The sequence below is a fragment of the Mesorhizobium sp. B2-8-3 genome, assembly GCF_006440815.1.
In the GTDB taxonomy this organism is placed as follows: domain Bacteria; phylum Pseudomonadota; class Alphaproteobacteria; order Rhizobiales; family Rhizobiaceae; genus Mesorhizobium.
The window spans coordinates 33,314-48,984 of record NZ_VFTW01000023.1 but is presented as its reverse complement, the minus strand read 5'-3'; the positions used below and the strand labels follow the sequence as shown (position 1 = coordinate 48,984).

Below are 15,671 nucleotides of genomic sequence, written 5' to 3'. Positions count from 1 at the left end.
GTCGAGCGATCAGGCGATCAGCGGCCGCTCAAGGAGCAGTGACGCGACGCCGGACTGCGCAGGCCCGCGATTGTCGGCGCGGCCGATCTGGACGAAACCGTTCGCCATATAGAAGGCGACGGCGCGCTTGTTCGCTTCCGCCACCTCGACGCGTACCGCGCGCGCTTCGGGGAAGCTCTCCATCACTTCGTCCAGCAGCATGCCGCCAATCCCCCGGCCCTGCAGGTCCGGTGCAACATGAAGCTGCTCCAGATCGATCGAAACGCCGTGGTCAGCGCTTTCCGCATAGGCGACGCCGCCGATGCGCTTGCCATCGTCGGCGACCAGGAACTCCGCATCCGGCCGCTCGATGCGCGCTTTCAACTTTTCCGGCGAACACCAAAGCGCGATGGTTCGATCGATCCGCTCGGCGCCATAGATGGCGTCGCAGGCCGCGTGCCAGGTCTCGGCCAGCAGTGCCCGGATAGCCGCAATGTCACGGTCGCTGGCGGTGCGGACAAACACCGTTATTCGATGCCGAGCTTGGCCTTGACGAGATCGTTGACCGCCTGCGGGTTGGCCTTGCCGCCTGTCGCCTTCATCACCTGGCCGACGAACCAGCCGGCCATGGTCGGCTTGGCGCGCGCCTGCTCGGCCTTGTCCGGATTGGCGGCGATGACCTCGTCGACCGCCTTCTCGATGGCGCCGGTGTCGGTGACCTGCTTCATGCCGCGGCTCTCGACGAGCTGGCGCGGATCGCCGCCCTCGTTCCAGACGATCTCGAATAGGTCCTTGGCGATCTTGCCGGAGATCGTGCCTTCCTTGATCAGGTCGAGAACAGCGCCGAGCTGCTCGGGCGAAACCGGAGCATTTTCAATGCCCTTGCCAGCTTTGTTCAGCTGGCCAAGGAGATCGTTGATGACCCAGTTGGCGGCGAGCTTGCCGTCGCGCCCTGCCGCCACCTTCTCGAAATAATCGGCGATCGGCTTTTCCGATACCAGGACCGAGGCGTCATAGGCCGAGAGGCCGAGCGCATCGACCAACCGCGCCTTCTTGTCGTCGGGCAGCTCCGGCAGGTTCCTGGCGAGCGCATCGACATAGGCCTGGTCGAACTCCAGCGGCAAAAGGTCGGGATCTGGGAAATAGCGGTAGTCATGCGCTTCTTCCTTGGAGCGCATCGAACGCGTCTCGCCCTTGACCGGATCGAACAGCCGTGTCTCCTGGTCGATCTTGCCGCCGTCTTCCAGGATGGCGATCTGGCGACGCGCCTCATATTCGATGGCCTGGCCGATGAAGCGGATCGAGTTCATGTTCTTGATCTCGCAGCGCGTGCCGAACTCGCCGCCCGGACGGCGCACCGAGACGTTGACATCGGCGCGCAGCGAGCCTTCGTCCATGTTGCCGTCGCAGGTGCCAAGATAGCGCATGATCGAGCGCAGCTTGGTGACATAGGCCTTGGCCTCGTCGGCCGAGCGGATGTCGGGCTTCGAGACGATCTCCATCAGCGCCACGCCGGAGCGGTTGAGATCGACATAGGACATGGTCGCATGCTGGTCATGCATCGACTTGCCGGCATCCTGTTCCAGGTGCAGGCGCTCGATGCCGACCTCGATGTCCTCGAACTCGCCCTGGCGGTCGGGCCCGACGGAGACGATCACCTTGCCCTCGCCGACGATCGGCTGCTTGAACTGCGAGATCTGGTAGCCCTGCGGCAGGTCCGGATAGAAATAGTTCTTCCGATCGAAGACCGACTTATGATTGATCGCAGCCTTCAGGCCGAGGCCGGTGCGGATCGCCTGCTTGACGCATTCCTCGTTGATGACCGGCAGCATGCCCGGCATCGCCGCGTCGACAAGGCTGACATTGGCATTGGGCGCCGCGCCGAACGACGTCGAGGCGCCGGAAAACAGTTTTGCCTCCGAGATCACTTGCGCATGCACTTCGAGCCCGATGATAATCTCCCAGTCGCCGGTGGCGCCGGGGATCAGACGTTTTGCGTCGGGGGTGCGGGTGTCGATGATGCTCATGGATGGCCTGCGGACTTTGAATTCGCGATATGCAGAACGCATATTTCGGTGCGCAACTTCGCTAGTGCAAACCGCCCGGCGAGACAAGCGCAAAGCCGCGTACTGGCCTTTTCCGCCACTTTCGCCTAAAAGCATCCACTCCCAATGGAGAGTGGATGTCCACTTACGCTCAGTCCCGGTGAAGCCCTGACCTCCTAAGCGAGGCAGGGCAGAAAAACCTGAAACCCCGTGCCGCGATGTCTCGCGGCGGCGGTTTTGTTGTTTTTCCCGGGACTTCTCCAATGGACATTTCGCGCAATGAACAGCGCATCCTGCACCTGCTCGCGCAGGGCGGGCGTATTCAAATCAAAAAGAACGAAAGCAGGAAGATCGCCTCGGTCCTGTGCCTGACCCGCGATGGCTGGCGCTATCCGGGCTTCGACCTGGAGCTCTTCCGAAAGTTGAGGCGCAAGAAGGCAGTTTCTTCGACGAACGGCGGTCGTTACCGCATCACCCGACGCGGACTCGCGCTCGTACGCGCCGAGTTCGACAATCGCTAATGCCCAATGCCGCCGGACGAAACGCCGGCGGCACCTTTCCGTTTGCTTCAGGCCGTGGCGATGTAGGCTTTCATCTCTTCGGCTTCGCGCTCGACATCCTCGATGCGGCGCTTGACCACGTCGCCGATGGAGACGATGCCATCAAGCTGGCCGCCCTTTTCCACCGGCAGATGACGGAAGCGGCCACGCGTCATGATCTCCATGACCTCGTTGACCGTGTGGTTTTCGTTGCAGATCTTGACCTTCGGCGTCATCGCCGAGCGCACGGCGATGTCGAGCGCGGCGGCGCCCTCCTTGGCCACCACCCTGACGATATCGCGTTCCGAGAGAATGCCGACGATCTTGCGATCGCCATTGGTGATGACGAGCGCGCCGATCCTGTGCTCGGCCAGCATGCGAATGGCCTCGCTGAGTTTTTCATTGGGCCCGAGCGTGAACACGTCATGGCCCTTGCTTTCAAGAATTGCCTTAACCGTCATGGCGTCCTCCACTGCCTTTGACGCCGGCTCCCGCCCTGACCGGCTTTTGAGCCCCGGCGCCCTTAAGAAGACACTGGGTGCTTGGGCAACATCGTGCGCCGTGATTGATTGCATTTCAAGTGCGCCTAAGGACTAGATCAGGATGGCGTTTCGTTGAATCACCATCCTGATCTATCTCTTGTTGGAGCATGATCTTCTCCGAAAACCGGTTCCCACTTTTCGGGATCATGCTCTAGGCGGCAGCCATCGGACGGTCGAAAAAACGCAACCCGAAAAAGCCAGCGACGAAGCCGCCGATATGGGCTTCCCAGGCGATCTGACCGTCGATGCCCGGCGCGAAGCCAAGCAGGCCCGTGGCCAGATTGATCACCATCCAAACGCCAAGAAAGGTCATGACGCCGCGCGAGCGCAACACGGATGCGATCGGCAGCGGCTCGCCGGCGAAGGCCGCGCTGCCTGAAGAGCGGTCGACGCGGAACCCATAGCGCGCCGCCGCGCCCATCATGCCGGAGATCGCACCCGAGGCACCGACGAGCGGCGCCTCGCCATAGGGATGCAGCGCCCAGAACAGAACAACCGAAGCCAGCCCTGTCACGGCGTAGAATATCGCGAAACGCAGCGCGCCGAGACGATTGGCGAGCGGCGAACCGAAGGCTGCAAGCCAGATCATGTTGATGGCGATATGGGCAATGCCCCCATGCATGAACGCATAGGTGAACGGACGCGTGAACAGGAACCAGTCGAAGCCGTACTGGCCGGTGTACAGCACCGGAATGAAGGCACCGTCGTAGAGCAGCGTCATTTGCTGCGCTTCGTTCAGCACATATTGCTGCAGCAGATAGACGACCACGCATATGCCGATCACGGCGAGCACCACCGGCGGCAGGTTGAACACGGGTTCGCGGCGGCGCGGCTCGGAAGCCTCGTCCGGCGTCGGTTCGGTTTCGGTGGGGCTTACAGGCTCGCTCATGCGCCTTTGCGGGTTTGGGGCTTAGGGCTTTCGGCGAGCATGTAGATCACGCCCTTTCGAATCACAAACGGCTAATCGCCACAGCCCAGATCAGAAAAAAGGAGCGAATCAGAACGGAGCGAATCAAAAAGAAGGCCGTCCAGGATTTCCCTGAACGGCCGGTCGAGTCCCCTGCTCCCCATAAACTCGTGACTGAAGTGCTGCCGATCGCTGCAGGAACGACCGTTTTGGAGTGGTTTTGATGTGCCACAGGCTTCGGCGGCACGCAATGTAAACCACTTGTTAACCTTAACGACCCCGAGGCGTGAACAAACGTTAACGATACTGGCACGCATCCTGCTCCGCACCGCATGAAGGTCATCGGAGGGCGCCCTGTCTGTTCGCCGATGGGACATCAAAAGACAGATTGTGCGGAGCGGAATGGACATGAATGAAAAAGGATCAATCGCGCTGTTCCAATATTGGAACCAGCTGCGTGATGGTCGCCTCGCCCCGAAACGATCGGAGGTGGAGCCGGCCGACATCAAGTCGCTTCTGGCCGACACCTTCATCCTGGAGCGCGACACGCGCGGCGAGGCGGTGTTCCGGCTCGCCGGCACGCGGCTCTGCGCCTATTATGGCCGGGAGCTCAAGGGATTCTCCTTCCCTTCGCTCTGGCGCGAGAAGGATCAGCGGCTTGTGTCGCGGCTCATGCAGGGCGTTTTCGACCAGAAATCGGTTCTGCTCATGACCTATGAGGGGTTCAGCCGCAACGGCCGTTCCAACAAATTCGAGCTCATGGCGCTGCCGCTGGACGGGGGCGCCCAGAACCCGCGCTGCCTCGGCATCGTCAGCGCCGCCGACAAGCCGTTCTGGCTTGGCGCCGATCCGCTCGCCGACGCGCTCATCGATACGATCCGGGTGATAGATCCCGACAAGGAGCCGATGTTCCTGAAGAACCGTCCGGCGATCGACGTCCCCTCGCTCGTTCCGGCCGAATTCGATCCTCCGGAGACCATTTCGGCGCTCGGCCGCGTGCGCCGCATCCGCCATCTCGTCGTCCTCGACGGCGGGCGTCACGAGTGAGCCCGGCCGTGTAAGGTTTCCCGTCGCTCGCGGTAAGTTTTTCCGCGTCGCGCGAGCCCCCAGGCCCAGGCTTTTGCGGCCGACTTTCCCGTTTGTTAACCTGCTTTGCTGTAGTTTTTCGGGTGAAATTCCTCGCATCGTCGCGCGGAATGCCAACGGGGTGTAGGCAGTCATGAGGTCAGCGGCGGTAGAATATGCGCCGTCACGAGCTGAGAGGCGCAACTTTCAGCGTGTCCGCGTCAAGATTTACGGGCGCTTCATGCTGGAAGACCGCACCGAGCATCCTTGCCAGGTGATCGATATGTCGCCCGGCAATGTTGCGTTGCGTACGGACCGGATCGGCATGCCGGGCGAGAAGGTCATCGCCTATATCGACCATATCGGCCGTGTCGAAGGCATCGTGACGCGCACGTCGCAGGACGGTTTCGCCATGACCGTCATCGCCTCGGACCGCAAGAAGGACAAGCTTGCCGCGCAGCTCACCTGGCTTGCCAACAAGCATGAGCTCGACCTGCCCGAGGACCGCCGCCACGAGCGCGTGGCGCCGCGCAATCCGATGAGCGTCCTGCAGCTCACCGACGGGCGCCAGTATCAGTGCCGCATCATCGACCTGTCGCTCTCGGGTGCTGCCGTCGAAATCGACGTCAAGCCGGCGATCGGCGTCCAGGTCACGTTAGGCACGATGCGCGGCCAGGTGGTGCGCCATTTCGAGGACGGCGTCGCCATCGAGTTCGCGGTTATCCAGCGGCCGGAAACGCTCGATCAGGAATTCAACGCGCCGCGCTCCTGAGACGCGCGACGCCCGCTCCTGAGACGAGCTGACGCAAGCAAACCGGCCCTTAGCGGCCGGTTTTTTGTTGTCCGGTCTTGGGAGGTCGGACGCGGGCCGCCAGTGGCATCAGGACTTGCGCGGGCCGGATGAAAATCCGAACAATCCGAAATTCCGATAGTTCAAATTTTATGTTTATTCTATCGGCGTTTTACTCAATGTCTACTTCGCGTTTTTGCGTCAAATAAATCCCAACGTGGCACAGTCTCCTCAAACGGGGAGACTACAACAATGAAAATGACGAGGGGCAAGCTGTTGCTCTTGGCAATGGCGATGCAGCTTTCCGCGTGGGGCACGGCAAGCGCAGGACCGGCTTTCATGCATACGGGTGGCCGCACCACCCAGCCGGTCGGCCACTACGATTTCTGCCAGCGCATTCCGGTCGAATGCAACCAACGGACGCCGAAGGGTCCGCCGGTCGAGCTGACGCGCAAGCTGTGGGCGACGATCGTCAACGTCAACAATTCGGTCAACGTCCGGGTCAAGCCGCGCACCGACATGGAGATCTACGGCGTCGAGGAATACTGGGCTTACCCCGACAAAGGCTATGGCGACTGCGAAGACTACGCGCTGGAGAAACGCCGCGAGCTGATGGCCGTCGGCGTGCCGGCAGGCAATCTGCTGATGACGGTGGTGCGCCAGCCGAATGGCGACGGCCATGCGGTGCTGACGGTGCGCACCAGCCTCGGCGAATTCATCCTCGACAATCTCGAGCCGAAAGTGCTCGCCTGGAACGACACGGTCTACACCTATCTCAAACGTCAATCGACGGAGAACTCGGGCGCTTGGGTAACGATCAACGACGGCCGCGAGGACGCGGTCGCCAGCGTCCGCTAGGGCGCCAAAGCGATCGGGTACGCCGCCCATGATGCGGCGGCGTGCCCAAGGAGAAAGCCCGGTCGAGTCCCCACCCTCCCCGTCCCCAACGACCGGGTTTTAGGAGCCGGCCCCTGTCCCCGGGGCCGGCTCCGCTGTTTCTGACGATACGCTTCCGATGGCCTGAATTTCTGTTTGGCGGGCCTTCTGTTACAACAGAAGATAGCGCGAAACTCTTCTCCTGTTTGTCTGCGCGCCAACCGTGGGATGTTCTGTATGCCGAACGAACCCCGATCACCTCGTCTTGCGGTTCTCATCGACGCCGACAACGCCTCCGCGAAGATTGCCGACGGGCTGTTCGAGGAAATCGCGAAGATCGGCGAGGCAAGCGTTCGCCGCATCTATGGTGATTTCTCGAACGCCCGGTCGAAGAGATGGGCAGAGGTTCTGTCGAAGCACGCAATCATTCCGCAGCAACAATTCGCTTACATCATGGGCAAGAACGCTTCGGATATCACACTGGTGATCGACGCGATGGATTTGCTGCACAGCGGCCGGTTCGACGGTTTCTGTCTGGTTTCTTCCGACAGCGACTTCACTCGCCTTGCCTCGCGGATACGCGAGCAAGGCGTCGACGTGTTCGGATTTGGGGAGCAAAAAACCCCAGAGAGCTTCCGGCAGGCATGTCGCCGTTTCGTCTATACCGAAAACCTTCTCCATGGCGCGGAGAACGCTCAAGATACTGCTCCTGCGACGAAGCCGCTTCAGGCGCCGACGGCAGCTACGCCCATTCTGAAGAAGGTCATCGGCCAGATGGAGAGTGAGGATGGTTGGGTGCTCCTGGGCACCTTTGGCAAGCAGCTCTCAAATCTCTTTTCCGATTTCGACCCGCGTACCTACGGCTTCAGCAAACTGAGCGACCTGGTAAGGAAAACGGCCGCCTTCGACATCGAAAATCCCAAAGGCGGGTCCATGCGGATACGGGTCAAACCTGCCGAGAAGAAAGGAAAAGGCAAATCCGGGTAACGCGATCATGTTAGAGATCCCTGAAGACCGATGCGAGCGCGCCAAGCTGTTCCGGGCGATCGACGACGCCTTTAAAGCAGGTGATTTCGAGACCCTTGGCAAAGCGCTTGGTGAAGCGCCGCGCTGGTTCGACGAGAGGATGCCGTTCGAACTCGGCCTTGGTCATCCGCTGGAATATGCGATCTACTGGAGCCCGGCCGCGTTCATCACCGCCTTGCTCGATGCCGGGTCGAACGCGAACTATGAAGATCCCGCCGGCTTTCCTTCGATCATTGCGGCGTTGTCGACGGAACGGCCGGACAGGCTGGATGTCGTCCACATCCTGCTTGGACACGGCGCCGACCCGGATATGCGCGGCGTGAACGACTGGACGCCGCTGCACTATGCGGTGTCCCGGCGTGACGCGGACGCGATCCGTCTGTTGCTCCTTTCAGGCGCGGACCCGTCGCTGCGGACTCGCATCGACGACTATGAGACGGCACTGGAAGGCGCCGAGCAGGCCGGCTTCGAGGCCGGCGCCTTTCTGTTGCGTGAAGCGATGAACAATCGCCGCGGATGACCACGCGCGAAGCGGGCCGCCGCCGTCACACCGTCTCGAGCTTGGCCTTGAAGCGTTTGGCATTGGCGACATAGTGGGCCGCCGAGACGCGCAGCCGTTCGATCGCCGCCTCGTCCAGCGTCCTGATCACCTTGGCGGGCGAGCCGACGATGAGCGAATTGTCAGGAAAAACCTTGTTTTCGGTCACCAGGGCGCCGGCGCCGACCAGCGAGTTGTTGCCGATCCTGGCGCCGTTCAGCACGATGGCGCCCATGCCGATCAGGCTGTTGTCGCCGATCGTGCAGCCATGCAGCAGCGCCCTGTGGCCGATCGTGCAGCCTTCGCCGATGGTCAGCGGAAAGCCCGGATCGGTGTGCATGATCGTATGTTCCTGCACATTGGTGTCGGCGCCGATCGCAATGAGTTCGCCATCGCCGCGGATGACGACACCGAACCAGAAGCCGACATTGCGGCCGATCCGGATATTGCCGATCAGCGTCGCGTCGGGCGCGATCCAGTTCGTATCGGCGTCCTCGAACTCAGGCGCCTTCCCATCGATCGCATAGACCGGCATTTTTCGTCTCCGATTCGTCTCAACCAGCGAATTCGAAAGACCCTAGGTTGGCGGTCGCCCAGGATGCAATGGCGATGAGCACGACGCCGAGGGCCAGCGCCCAGGCGATGGCCGTGCAACCGCAGGACAACAGCGCCATCGTGCCGATGCGACCCTCGCGCCGGGCGGCCAAGGCCTCGTTGGTGAGCATGAACGGCCCGGCGCAAGCCGTTGCGGCGAGCGAACGCAGGATATGGACGGGCGAAACATAAGGCTCGACAAAGGCCAGGCGCCGGCCTGACAGCAGTTCCATGGCCGATCCGGACAGCCCGCAGGCCGTTAGACCAACAGCAAAAGCGTAAAGAACAAGCACAACGGGATCCATGTTTACCAACCGTTTACCATGAAAACGCACAGTCGTGCCAACGCGCTGCAAAAGCCATGCCGCGCAGGCTGTGCCGCCGAAGGACAGGTGGCGGATCGGGAAAGAGCAAATGAGAGACGCAACGGCTGCCGAGAGCCCGGAGTTCCAGGTCGTCGACTCGACCTTGATGAGGCGGGTCTTCTACATTTTCGCGGCGCTGGCGCTGCTTTCGGTGGCCATCAGCGTCGGCGGCAAATGGCTCGGCCGGTCGATCGCCATGGCCGGCTATACGGATGACATGACGGTGCGCCGGATCGTCATGGGCAACAATCTGATCAGCGTGCCGGCAAACTTCATCCGCTTCGACCAGGCCAGGCGCGACGGCATCGCCTCGCGGCTCGACCTCTACCTGCGCTATCCCGAAATGGACGGCTACAGCACGGCCGCGCGCGACGACTTCAACCACGCGACGACCAGGAAGATCATCTTCCTGTCGTTCGAGCCGCGGATGATGTCGCGCGACATGAGCGGCCGGTTCGCGCCGATCTACAGCGCCCTGGTCGAAAAGCCGGGCACGCCCGGTCCGGGCGGCACGACGGTCTACGCCTTTACGGAAAAATCAGGCTATCTCAACGAGGTGCTGGCCGTCGCGGAGCGTCCCGGCAAAGATCCCTTCGTCGTCCGCTGCCTGAGCGGCCCGAGCGCGGAGGAATCGCTGGCGCCTTGCGAACGCGACATCCAGGTCGGCGACGATCTCAGCCTCACCTATCGTTTCCCGCGCGAGCTGCTCGCGAATTGGCCGGCGCTCGACGCGGCGATCGCAGCCAAAGTGGCGAGTATTCTGAAGACTGGCCACTGACGCTGCCGGCTAGCCGAATACCCAGCTAGATCATTTCGGCGCGCAGCCAGCGTTCAAACCGGCAATCTGGCTCAACGGTTCGATTTCACGGGCGCCAAGATACGGTCTGGCATCGGGCTGACAAGGCGCGCTAATGGTCAGGCATGACCGATTTGAAGCCTTCCTATCTTGAGTTTGATCCCGCAGGCCGCTGCCTGCGTCTCGACCCGCACGAGCCAGCCTTCGTGCAGAACCCGTACGAGGCCTACGGCTTCCTGCATGGCACAGCCAACGCGTTCTTCTGGGAAGATTATGGGTTCTGGTGCTTTGGCGGCTTCGACGACGTCAACCGTCTGCTGCGCGACCGCCGTTTCGGCCGCCAGAATCCGGCGGGGATTCCCGACAGCCGGGGCGTCGGCGACGACCGCTCGCACCTCGTCGCCTTTGATGCCATCGAGGTCAATTCCATGCTGGAACTGGAGCCGCCGATGCATACGCGGCTTCGCACGCTGGTCAACCGCGCCTTCGTCTCGCGCCAGGTCGAGCGGCTGCGGCCGCGCATCGAGGTGCTGGCCAACGAGTTGATCGACCGCTTCGAGCCAAACGGCGTCGACCTTCTGCCCGCCTACGCCTCGCCTTTGCCGATCACCATCATAGCGGAAATGCTCGGCGTGCCGGTGGAGATGGGGCCGCAACTGCTCGACTGGTCGCATCGGATGGTCGCCATGTACATGCATGGCCGCACGCGCGAGACCGAGGACACGGCCAACCGCGCCGCGCGCAACTTTTCCGACTTCCTGCGCGGTTACGTTGCCGAGCGGCGCAAGAAGCCGGGCGACGATCTGCTGTCGCTGCTGATCGAGGCCCAGGACAACGGCCAGAAGCTTTCGGAAGACGAGCTGGTTTCCTCGGCGATCCTGCTTCTCAATGCCGGTCATGAAGCGACCGTGCACCAGACCGGCAATGCGGTGCGCTCGATCCTCGCGCAAGGCGGCGATCCGCGGCGTTTTTTCGAGACGCCTGAGAAAAATGTCGCGGCGGTCGAGGAGTGCCTGCGCTACGACGCGCCGCTGCATATGTTTCTGCGCTACGCCTATGAGGAGATGGAAGTTTCGCCAGGCATCCTGGTCAAACCCAGGGAGATGGTGGCGCTGCTGCTCGGCATGGCCAACCACGATCCGCTTGCCTTTGCCGAGCCCGACACCTTCAGTCCGGCCCGCATGGACCAGAAGAATGTTTCCTTCGGCGCCGGCATCCATTTCTGCATCGGCGCGCCGCTGGCCAGGCTGGAGTTGCAAGTATCGCTGAAGACGCTGTTCGATCGGCTGCCGAAGTTGCAACTCGCCGACGAACCGCGCTTTCGCGATACTTATCACTTCCACGGGCTGGAAAGGCTTGTTGTCGAATACTGATACCAAGGCGCGGTCGATCCCGAGGGGCCACCTGTACACTGCTGGCAAGCGGATAAGGCGTGTCGATCACTCCGACATCACGATATTTCAGCCTCTGATCAAGACGTGTACTTGCAGCAGCATAAGAGCGCCAAAAAAGAAGGCAAGAGCTGGAAAGAACATTACCCCAAACCAAAACCTTATCGGGTGCATATCTCTGAGATAAATTCTGCCCCGGGCAGGATAGATTCCTGATTTTATCGCCGGGTAGCCAACGGAAACGAAAAATTTGATAAGCCAGACATCAAGAACAGCCATCACAGCGAAGATAAATATGTCTCTCATGTCGACACTTTCGACAAAGGAAGATCCCGGCACATCGTTCAAAGCTTGATCACATATTCCTTGCGCGTCGTTTCCAGCACTTCCCATGTGCCCTTGAATCCTGGCCGCAGCACGAAACTGTCGCCGGCCCGCACGGTGCGCGCCTCGCCGCCGTCCTCGGCGATCACCGACACGCCGGACAGGATGTGGCAGAACTCCCATTCGTCATAAACGATCCGCCATTTGCCCGGCGTCGCTTCCCAAACACCGGCATAGAGGCCGCCGTCGCGCTCCTCGGCATTCCAGGTGCGGAATTGGGGATCGCCCGAGATCACCCGATCCGAGGCCGGCGCGCCGGCCTCCGGTTCGACGGTATCGGTGCTGACCGCAAGGAAGGCCGACATATCAGACCTTGCCGAGCGCTTGCTCGAGATCGGCGACGATGTCGTTGACGTCCTCGATGCCGACGGAAAGGCGGACGGTGTCGGGTCCGGCGCCGGCCTTGACCTTCTGCTCGTCGGAAAGCTGGCGATGCGTGGTCGAGGCCGGATGGATGACCAGCGACTTGGTGTCGCCGACATTGGCGAGGTGCGAGAACAGTTCGAGCGCCTCGACGAATTTGATGCCGGCCTCGTAGCCGCCCTTGAGGCCGAAGGTGAACACCGCGCCTGCGCCCTGCGGCGAATATTTCTTCTGCAGCGCGTTGTTCTTGTCGCCTGGAAGGCCGGGATAGTTCACCCAGGCAACCTTGGGATGGTCCGACAGCCAGCCGGCAACGCTCGCGGCATTGTCGCAATGACGCTGCATGCGCAGCGGCAGCGTTTCCAGGCCAGTCAGGATCAGGAAGGCGTTGAAGGGCGAGATCGCCGGGCCAATGTCGCGCAGGCCGAGCACGCGGGCGGCAATCGCGAAGGCGAAGTTGCCGAAGGTCTCGTGCAGGACGAGGCCGCCATATTCAGGGCGCGGCTCCGACAGCATCGGGTATTTGCCGGACTTCGACCAGTCGAAGGTGCCGCCATCGACGATGACGCCGCCGATCGAATTGCCGTGGCCGCCGATGAACTTGGTCAGCGAGTGCACGACGATGTCGGCGCCGTGCTCGATCGGCCGGACCAGGTAGGGGGAAGCCAGCGTGTTGTCGACGATCAGCGGCAGGCCGTGCTTGCGGGCGATGTCGCCGATCTTCTCGATATCGACGAAGACGCCGCCGGGGTTGGCAAGGCTCTCGATGAAGATCGCCTTGGTCCTGTCGTCGATCTGGCTCTCGAAAGTCGCCGGATCGTTTGCTTCTGCCCAGCGAACTTCCCAGCCGAAGTTCTTGAAGGCATGACCAAACTGGTTGATCGAGCCGCCATAAAGCTTGTTGGCGGCGATGAAGTTGTCGCCCGGCTGCATCAGATTGTGGAAGACGATGACCTGCGCGGCGTGGCCCGAAGCGACGGCCAGCGCCGCCGTGCCGCCTTCGAGCGCCGCGACGCGTTCCTCGAGAACCGCCTGCGTCGGGTTCATGATGCGGGTGTAGATGTTGCCGAAGGCCTTCAGCCCGAACAGCGAGGCGGCATGATCGGCATCGTCGAAGACAAAGGAGGTGGTCTGGTAGATCGGCGTGGCGCGCGCGCCGGTCGCCGGATCGGGCTTGGCGCCGGCATGAACGGCTAAAGTGTTGAAACCAGGCGTACGGGTCATCGAAACCTCCCTCTCCTAACCTTTCGAAAATCGCCGGGCATTCATGCCGAAGCGCGCTCGTGAATGCAAAGAAGAAAATACCTTTCGGCGTGCGATCTGTGACGAACGCCAGGAAAAATCCAAATTCTTCCCGGAATAATTTTGCGCGAATTACCGCGCGCCTATTTCTGCCTTACGCCCAAGCTCTGGAACCCCTGGCGCATCAAGGGTTTCTTCGACGACAGCACGCCGGAATTGACGCCGGTCCAGCCGATCTCGCCCGACAGCTTGCCGTATTCGATTTTCGGACAGCGGTTCATCACCACCTTGATGCCGGCAGCTTCTGCGCGGGCCGCCGCATCGTCGTTGCGCACGCCAAGCTGCATCCAGACGACCTTGGGCAACGGGTCGAGCTTCAGCACCTGGTCGACAATGCCCGGCACTGCCGCCGAAGCCCGAAAAACATCCACCATGTCGACCGGATGCGGCAGATCGGCCAAGCTCGCGTAGACCGTCTGTCCGAGAATCTGCTTACCGGCGTGACCGGGATTGATCGGCACTACCGAAAAGCCTTTGGCCAAAAGATATTTCAGCACGAAGTAGCTTGGCCGCACATCGTTGGGCGAGGCGCCGACCATGGCGATCGTCTTCACCGAATTCAGGATGCCGGCGATGTAGCTGTTGTCGTAGGTATCGTGGTCCATGCTGCGACGGTCTTCCTGCGGTAATGGTAACGATAGAGTTCCCGGCTGAAGCCGAGAGAAGCATAGAGTGCGCGTGCGGGCGTATTGTCGACAACCACTTGCAGGCAGCCCGCCTTGGCCCCCGCCCGCCTCGCCCAGCCGATCAGCCCGCCAACCGTCCTGCGTCCGAACCCCTGCTGCCTGAATCTGGCGTCGGTTTCAACCGCCTCGACGACAAGCAGCCCATTGCGGATGACGCCAAAGGCAAAGGCGACGACTTCATCGTCGCGCGCGGACGATACGAATGCCTTGTCGCCCGCAATCAAACGCGTCATCTCGCGAAAAACCCGCCGTTCCGCGCCGTCATAACCGCCCGTGCGAAAGCGTGCCTCAAACCAGCGCTCGCTTGGCGCCGGGGAAACAGTGACGTCGTCGTAGCCGCCTCCCGCGAGCGCGTCGATATCGGCATGAAGATGGATCGTGCCGCCTTCCCTGCCGTAACCGCGACGGTCAAGCTCGGGCTCCAGTTCGGCGGCGATGTCGGGGATGCGAAACAACGGCGTCTGGCCGTGGCCGGCATAGAACGCTTCGGCGGCATCGATTACCTTCCCCGGCGCGCCGCGTGTGCCGCGCAAGGGGTTGGCGGAATTGCTGCGCCGGATACGGCCGCCCGAGCGCCGTAACAGCCAGCCATCGGCAACGATCTCGAGCGCCGAAGGCCATGCCTCGCGACACGCCTGTTCCATCCGCCAGTTGAGATCGTCCTGTGCCATTTGCTCACTGCAACTCATCGTCATCCCGCAGCGCCTCCTCCAAAAAGGTTCCAGGATCGCTGCAGAAATCGCGCATCATGCGAAAATGATCGGTGTCCTGAAAATCGATGCGGTCGAGGCCGAAGCGGCTGATGCGAAAAAGCCGCGCGTTCGGACATGCCATCAGCAGCGGCGAATGCGTGGCCATGATCACTTGCGCGGTGCCGGACCGCTCCATGCGCCGCAGCAGTTTCAAAAGTTCGATCTGGCGCGTCGGCGACAACGCGCTTTCGGGCTCGTCGAGAATGTAGATGCCCTGTCTGCGGCAACGCTCCTCGAAGAAGCGGATAAAGCCCTCGCCATGCGACCATGACAGGAAATCGGGCGGCGCCGCCCCAACATCCAGTGCGGCTCGGTCGAGATAACGCGATACGGAGTAGAAGGATTCGGCGCGAAAGAACCAGCCAGCAGTGACCTTGGGAAGCCAGTGGGCGCGGAGCGTGGCGCCGAGTGCAGCACCGCTTTTGTCGACAGCACGCGAATGGTCGACCGGCATGTAACCTTTTCCGCCGCCCGCCTCGTCATAGCCGGCCAGCGCGCCGATGGCTTCAAGCAGCGTCGATTTGCCGGTGCCGTTCTCGCCGACGATGACGGTGATGGCGCTCGTGAATTCGAACTCGAATTCGCGATCCCCGAAGATCGGCAAGTTCCAGGGGTATTGCTCCCAGTCGGAGACGCGCGACGGCTCAAGCAGGATGCGCTTGAGATAGGGCGCTTTCAGCCGCGTCAGTTGCTTGCGGGCAGCCACGTCGAACCTTCAGCGATGGGATGGC

Annotated in this window: 19 protein-coding genes; 8 read left to right on the top strand and 11 right to left on the bottom strand. The window is 61.7% G+C overall.

Annotated features, from left to right (window positions below; genetic code table 11):
• Window positions 1-9 precede the first annotated feature (9 nt).
• On the bottom strand, window positions 10-504 hold the full coding sequence (locus FJ418_RS25520; RefSeq protein WP_140870363.1) for a GNAT family N-acetyltransferase: 495 nt from the start codon (window positions 502-504) through the stop codon (window positions 10-12).
• A gap of 2 nt (window positions 505-506) precedes the next feature.
• The gene (gene gatB / locus FJ418_RS25515) at window positions 507-2,006 is read right to left on the bottom strand and encodes an Asp-tRNA(Asn)/Glu-tRNA(Gln) amidotransferase subunit GatB (RefSeq protein WP_140870360.1); all 1,500 of its coding nucleotides are present in this window, start codon (window positions 2,004-2,006) and stop codon (window positions 507-509) included.
• Window positions 2,007-2,287: 281 nt separating this feature from the next.
• On the opposite strand from gatB, the gene FJ418_RS25510 reads away from it, so the two are divergent.
• Window positions 2,288-2,545 (top strand): YjhX family toxin, encoded by a 258-nt coding sequence (locus FJ418_RS25510; RefSeq protein ID WP_140870470.1) that lies wholly within the window; start codon window positions 2,288-2,290, stop codon window positions 2,543-2,545.
• A gap of 47 nt (window positions 2,546-2,592) precedes the next feature.
• Here FJ418_RS25510 and FJ418_RS25505 read toward each other — a convergent pair whose 3' ends face one another.
• Window positions 2,593-3,024, bottom strand: coding sequence for a CBS domain-containing protein (locus FJ418_RS25505; RefSeq protein WP_140646924.1), 432 nt, complete (start codon window positions 3,022-3,024; stop codon window positions 2,593-2,595).
• A gap of 232 nt (window positions 3,025-3,256) precedes the next feature.
• Entirely contained in the window at window positions 3,257-3,994 is a 738-nt protein-coding gene (locus FJ418_RS25500) for a rhomboid family intramembrane serine protease (RefSeq protein ID WP_140646923.1), read from the bottom strand.
• A 426-nt stretch (window positions 3,995-4,420) separates the two neighbouring features.
• Here FJ418_RS25500 and FJ418_RS25495 point away from each other — a divergent pair, with 426 nt between their 5' ends.
• The 5 genes from FJ418_RS25495 to FJ418_RS25475 all read left to right on the top strand — a co-directional run bounded on the left by FJ418_RS25495 (window position 4,421) and on the right by FJ418_RS25475 (window position 8,289).
• A complete protein-coding gene (locus tag FJ418_RS25495; protein WP_140646922.1) occupies window positions 4,421-5,059 on the top strand; it encodes a PAS domain-containing protein in 639 nt (212 codons plus the stop codon).
• A gap of 172 nt (window positions 5,060-5,231) precedes the next feature.
• On the top strand, window positions 5,232-5,849 hold the full coding sequence (locus tag FJ418_RS25490) for a PilZ domain-containing protein (RefSeq protein WP_140646921.1): 618 nt from the start codon (window positions 5,232-5,234) through the stop codon (window positions 5,847-5,849).
• Window positions 5,850-6,119: 270 nt separating this feature from the next.
• Complete coding sequence (locus tag FJ418_RS25485; protein ID WP_140646920.1) at window positions 6,120-6,725, top strand: transglutaminase-like cysteine peptidase; 606 nt, start codon at window positions 6,120-6,122, stop codon at window positions 6,723-6,725.
• 255 nt (window positions 6,726-6,980) lie between these two features.
• The gene (locus FJ418_RS25480) at window positions 6,981-7,730 is read left to right on the top strand and encodes an NYN domain-containing protein (RefSeq protein WP_140870357.1); all 750 of its coding nucleotides are present in this window, start codon (window positions 6,981-6,983) and stop codon (window positions 7,728-7,730) included.
• Between the two features lie 7 nt (window positions 7,731-7,737).
• The gene (locus FJ418_RS25475) at window positions 7,738-8,289 is read left to right on the top strand and encodes an ankyrin repeat domain-containing protein (protein ID WP_140641549.1); all 552 of its coding nucleotides are present in this window, start codon (window positions 7,738-7,740) and stop codon (window positions 8,287-8,289) included.
• Between the two features lie 25 nt (window positions 8,290-8,314).
• Here the strand turns inward: FJ418_RS25475 and FJ418_RS25470 are convergent, their stop codons facing one another.
• A complete protein-coding gene (locus tag FJ418_RS25470) occupies window positions 8,315-8,842 on the bottom strand; it encodes a gamma carbonic anhydrase family protein (RefSeq protein ID WP_140870354.1) in 528 nt (175 codons plus the stop codon).
• 19 nt (window positions 8,843-8,861) lie between these two features.
• On the bottom strand, window positions 8,862-9,206 hold the full coding sequence (locus FJ418_RS25465) for a hypothetical protein (RefSeq protein ID WP_140870467.1): 345 nt from the start codon (window positions 9,204-9,206) through the stop codon (window positions 8,862-8,864).
• A 109-nt stretch (window positions 9,207-9,315) separates the two neighbouring features.
• On the opposite strand from FJ418_RS25465, the gene FJ418_RS25460 reads away from it, so the two are divergent.
• Together FJ418_RS25460 and FJ418_RS25455 are read left to right on the top strand one after the other, a co-directional pair.
• On the top strand, window positions 9,316-10,044 hold the full coding sequence (locus FJ418_RS25460; RefSeq protein ID WP_140870352.1) for a hypothetical protein: 729 nt from the start codon (window positions 9,316-9,318) through the stop codon (window positions 10,042-10,044).
• 143 nt (window positions 10,045-10,187) lie between these two features.
• A complete protein-coding gene (locus FJ418_RS25455; protein ID WP_140870349.1) occupies window positions 10,188-11,435 on the top strand; it encodes a cytochrome P450 in 1,248 nt (415 codons plus the stop codon).
• Window positions 11,436-11,797: 362 nt separating this feature from the next.
• On the opposite strand, the gene FJ418_RS25450 is transcribed toward FJ418_RS25455, so the two are convergent.
• From FJ418_RS25450 to FJ418_RS25430, 5 genes are all read right to left on the bottom strand, one after another.
• On the bottom strand, window positions 11,798-12,142 hold the full coding sequence (locus tag FJ418_RS25450; RefSeq protein ID WP_140658514.1) for a cupin domain-containing protein: 345 nt from the start codon (window positions 12,140-12,142) through the stop codon (window positions 11,798-11,800).
• A gap of 1 nt (window position 12,143) precedes the next feature.
• On the bottom strand, window positions 12,144-13,424 hold the full coding sequence (locus FJ418_RS25445; RefSeq protein ID WP_140785547.1) for an O-acetylhomoserine aminocarboxypropyltransferase: 1,281 nt from the start codon (window positions 13,422-13,424) through the stop codon (window positions 12,144-12,146).
• Between the two features lie 161 nt (window positions 13,425-13,585).
• On the bottom strand, window positions 13,586-14,107 hold the full coding sequence (locus tag FJ418_RS25440; protein ID WP_140870346.1) for a CoA-binding protein: 522 nt from the start codon (window positions 14,105-14,107) through the stop codon (window positions 13,586-13,588).
• Complete coding sequence (locus FJ418_RS25435; RefSeq protein WP_140870343.1) at window positions 14,062-14,859, bottom strand: GNAT family N-acetyltransferase; 798 nt, start codon at window positions 14,857-14,859, stop codon at window positions 14,062-14,064. Before FJ418_RS25435 ends, FJ418_RS25440 begins: the two co-directional genes overlap by 46 nt.
• 4 nt (window positions 14,860-14,863) lie before the next feature.
• A complete protein-coding gene (locus tag FJ418_RS25430; RefSeq protein ID WP_140658520.1) occupies window positions 14,864-15,646 on the bottom strand; it encodes an AAA family ATPase in 783 nt (260 codons plus the stop codon).
• Window positions 15,647-15,671 lie beyond the last annotated feature (25 nt).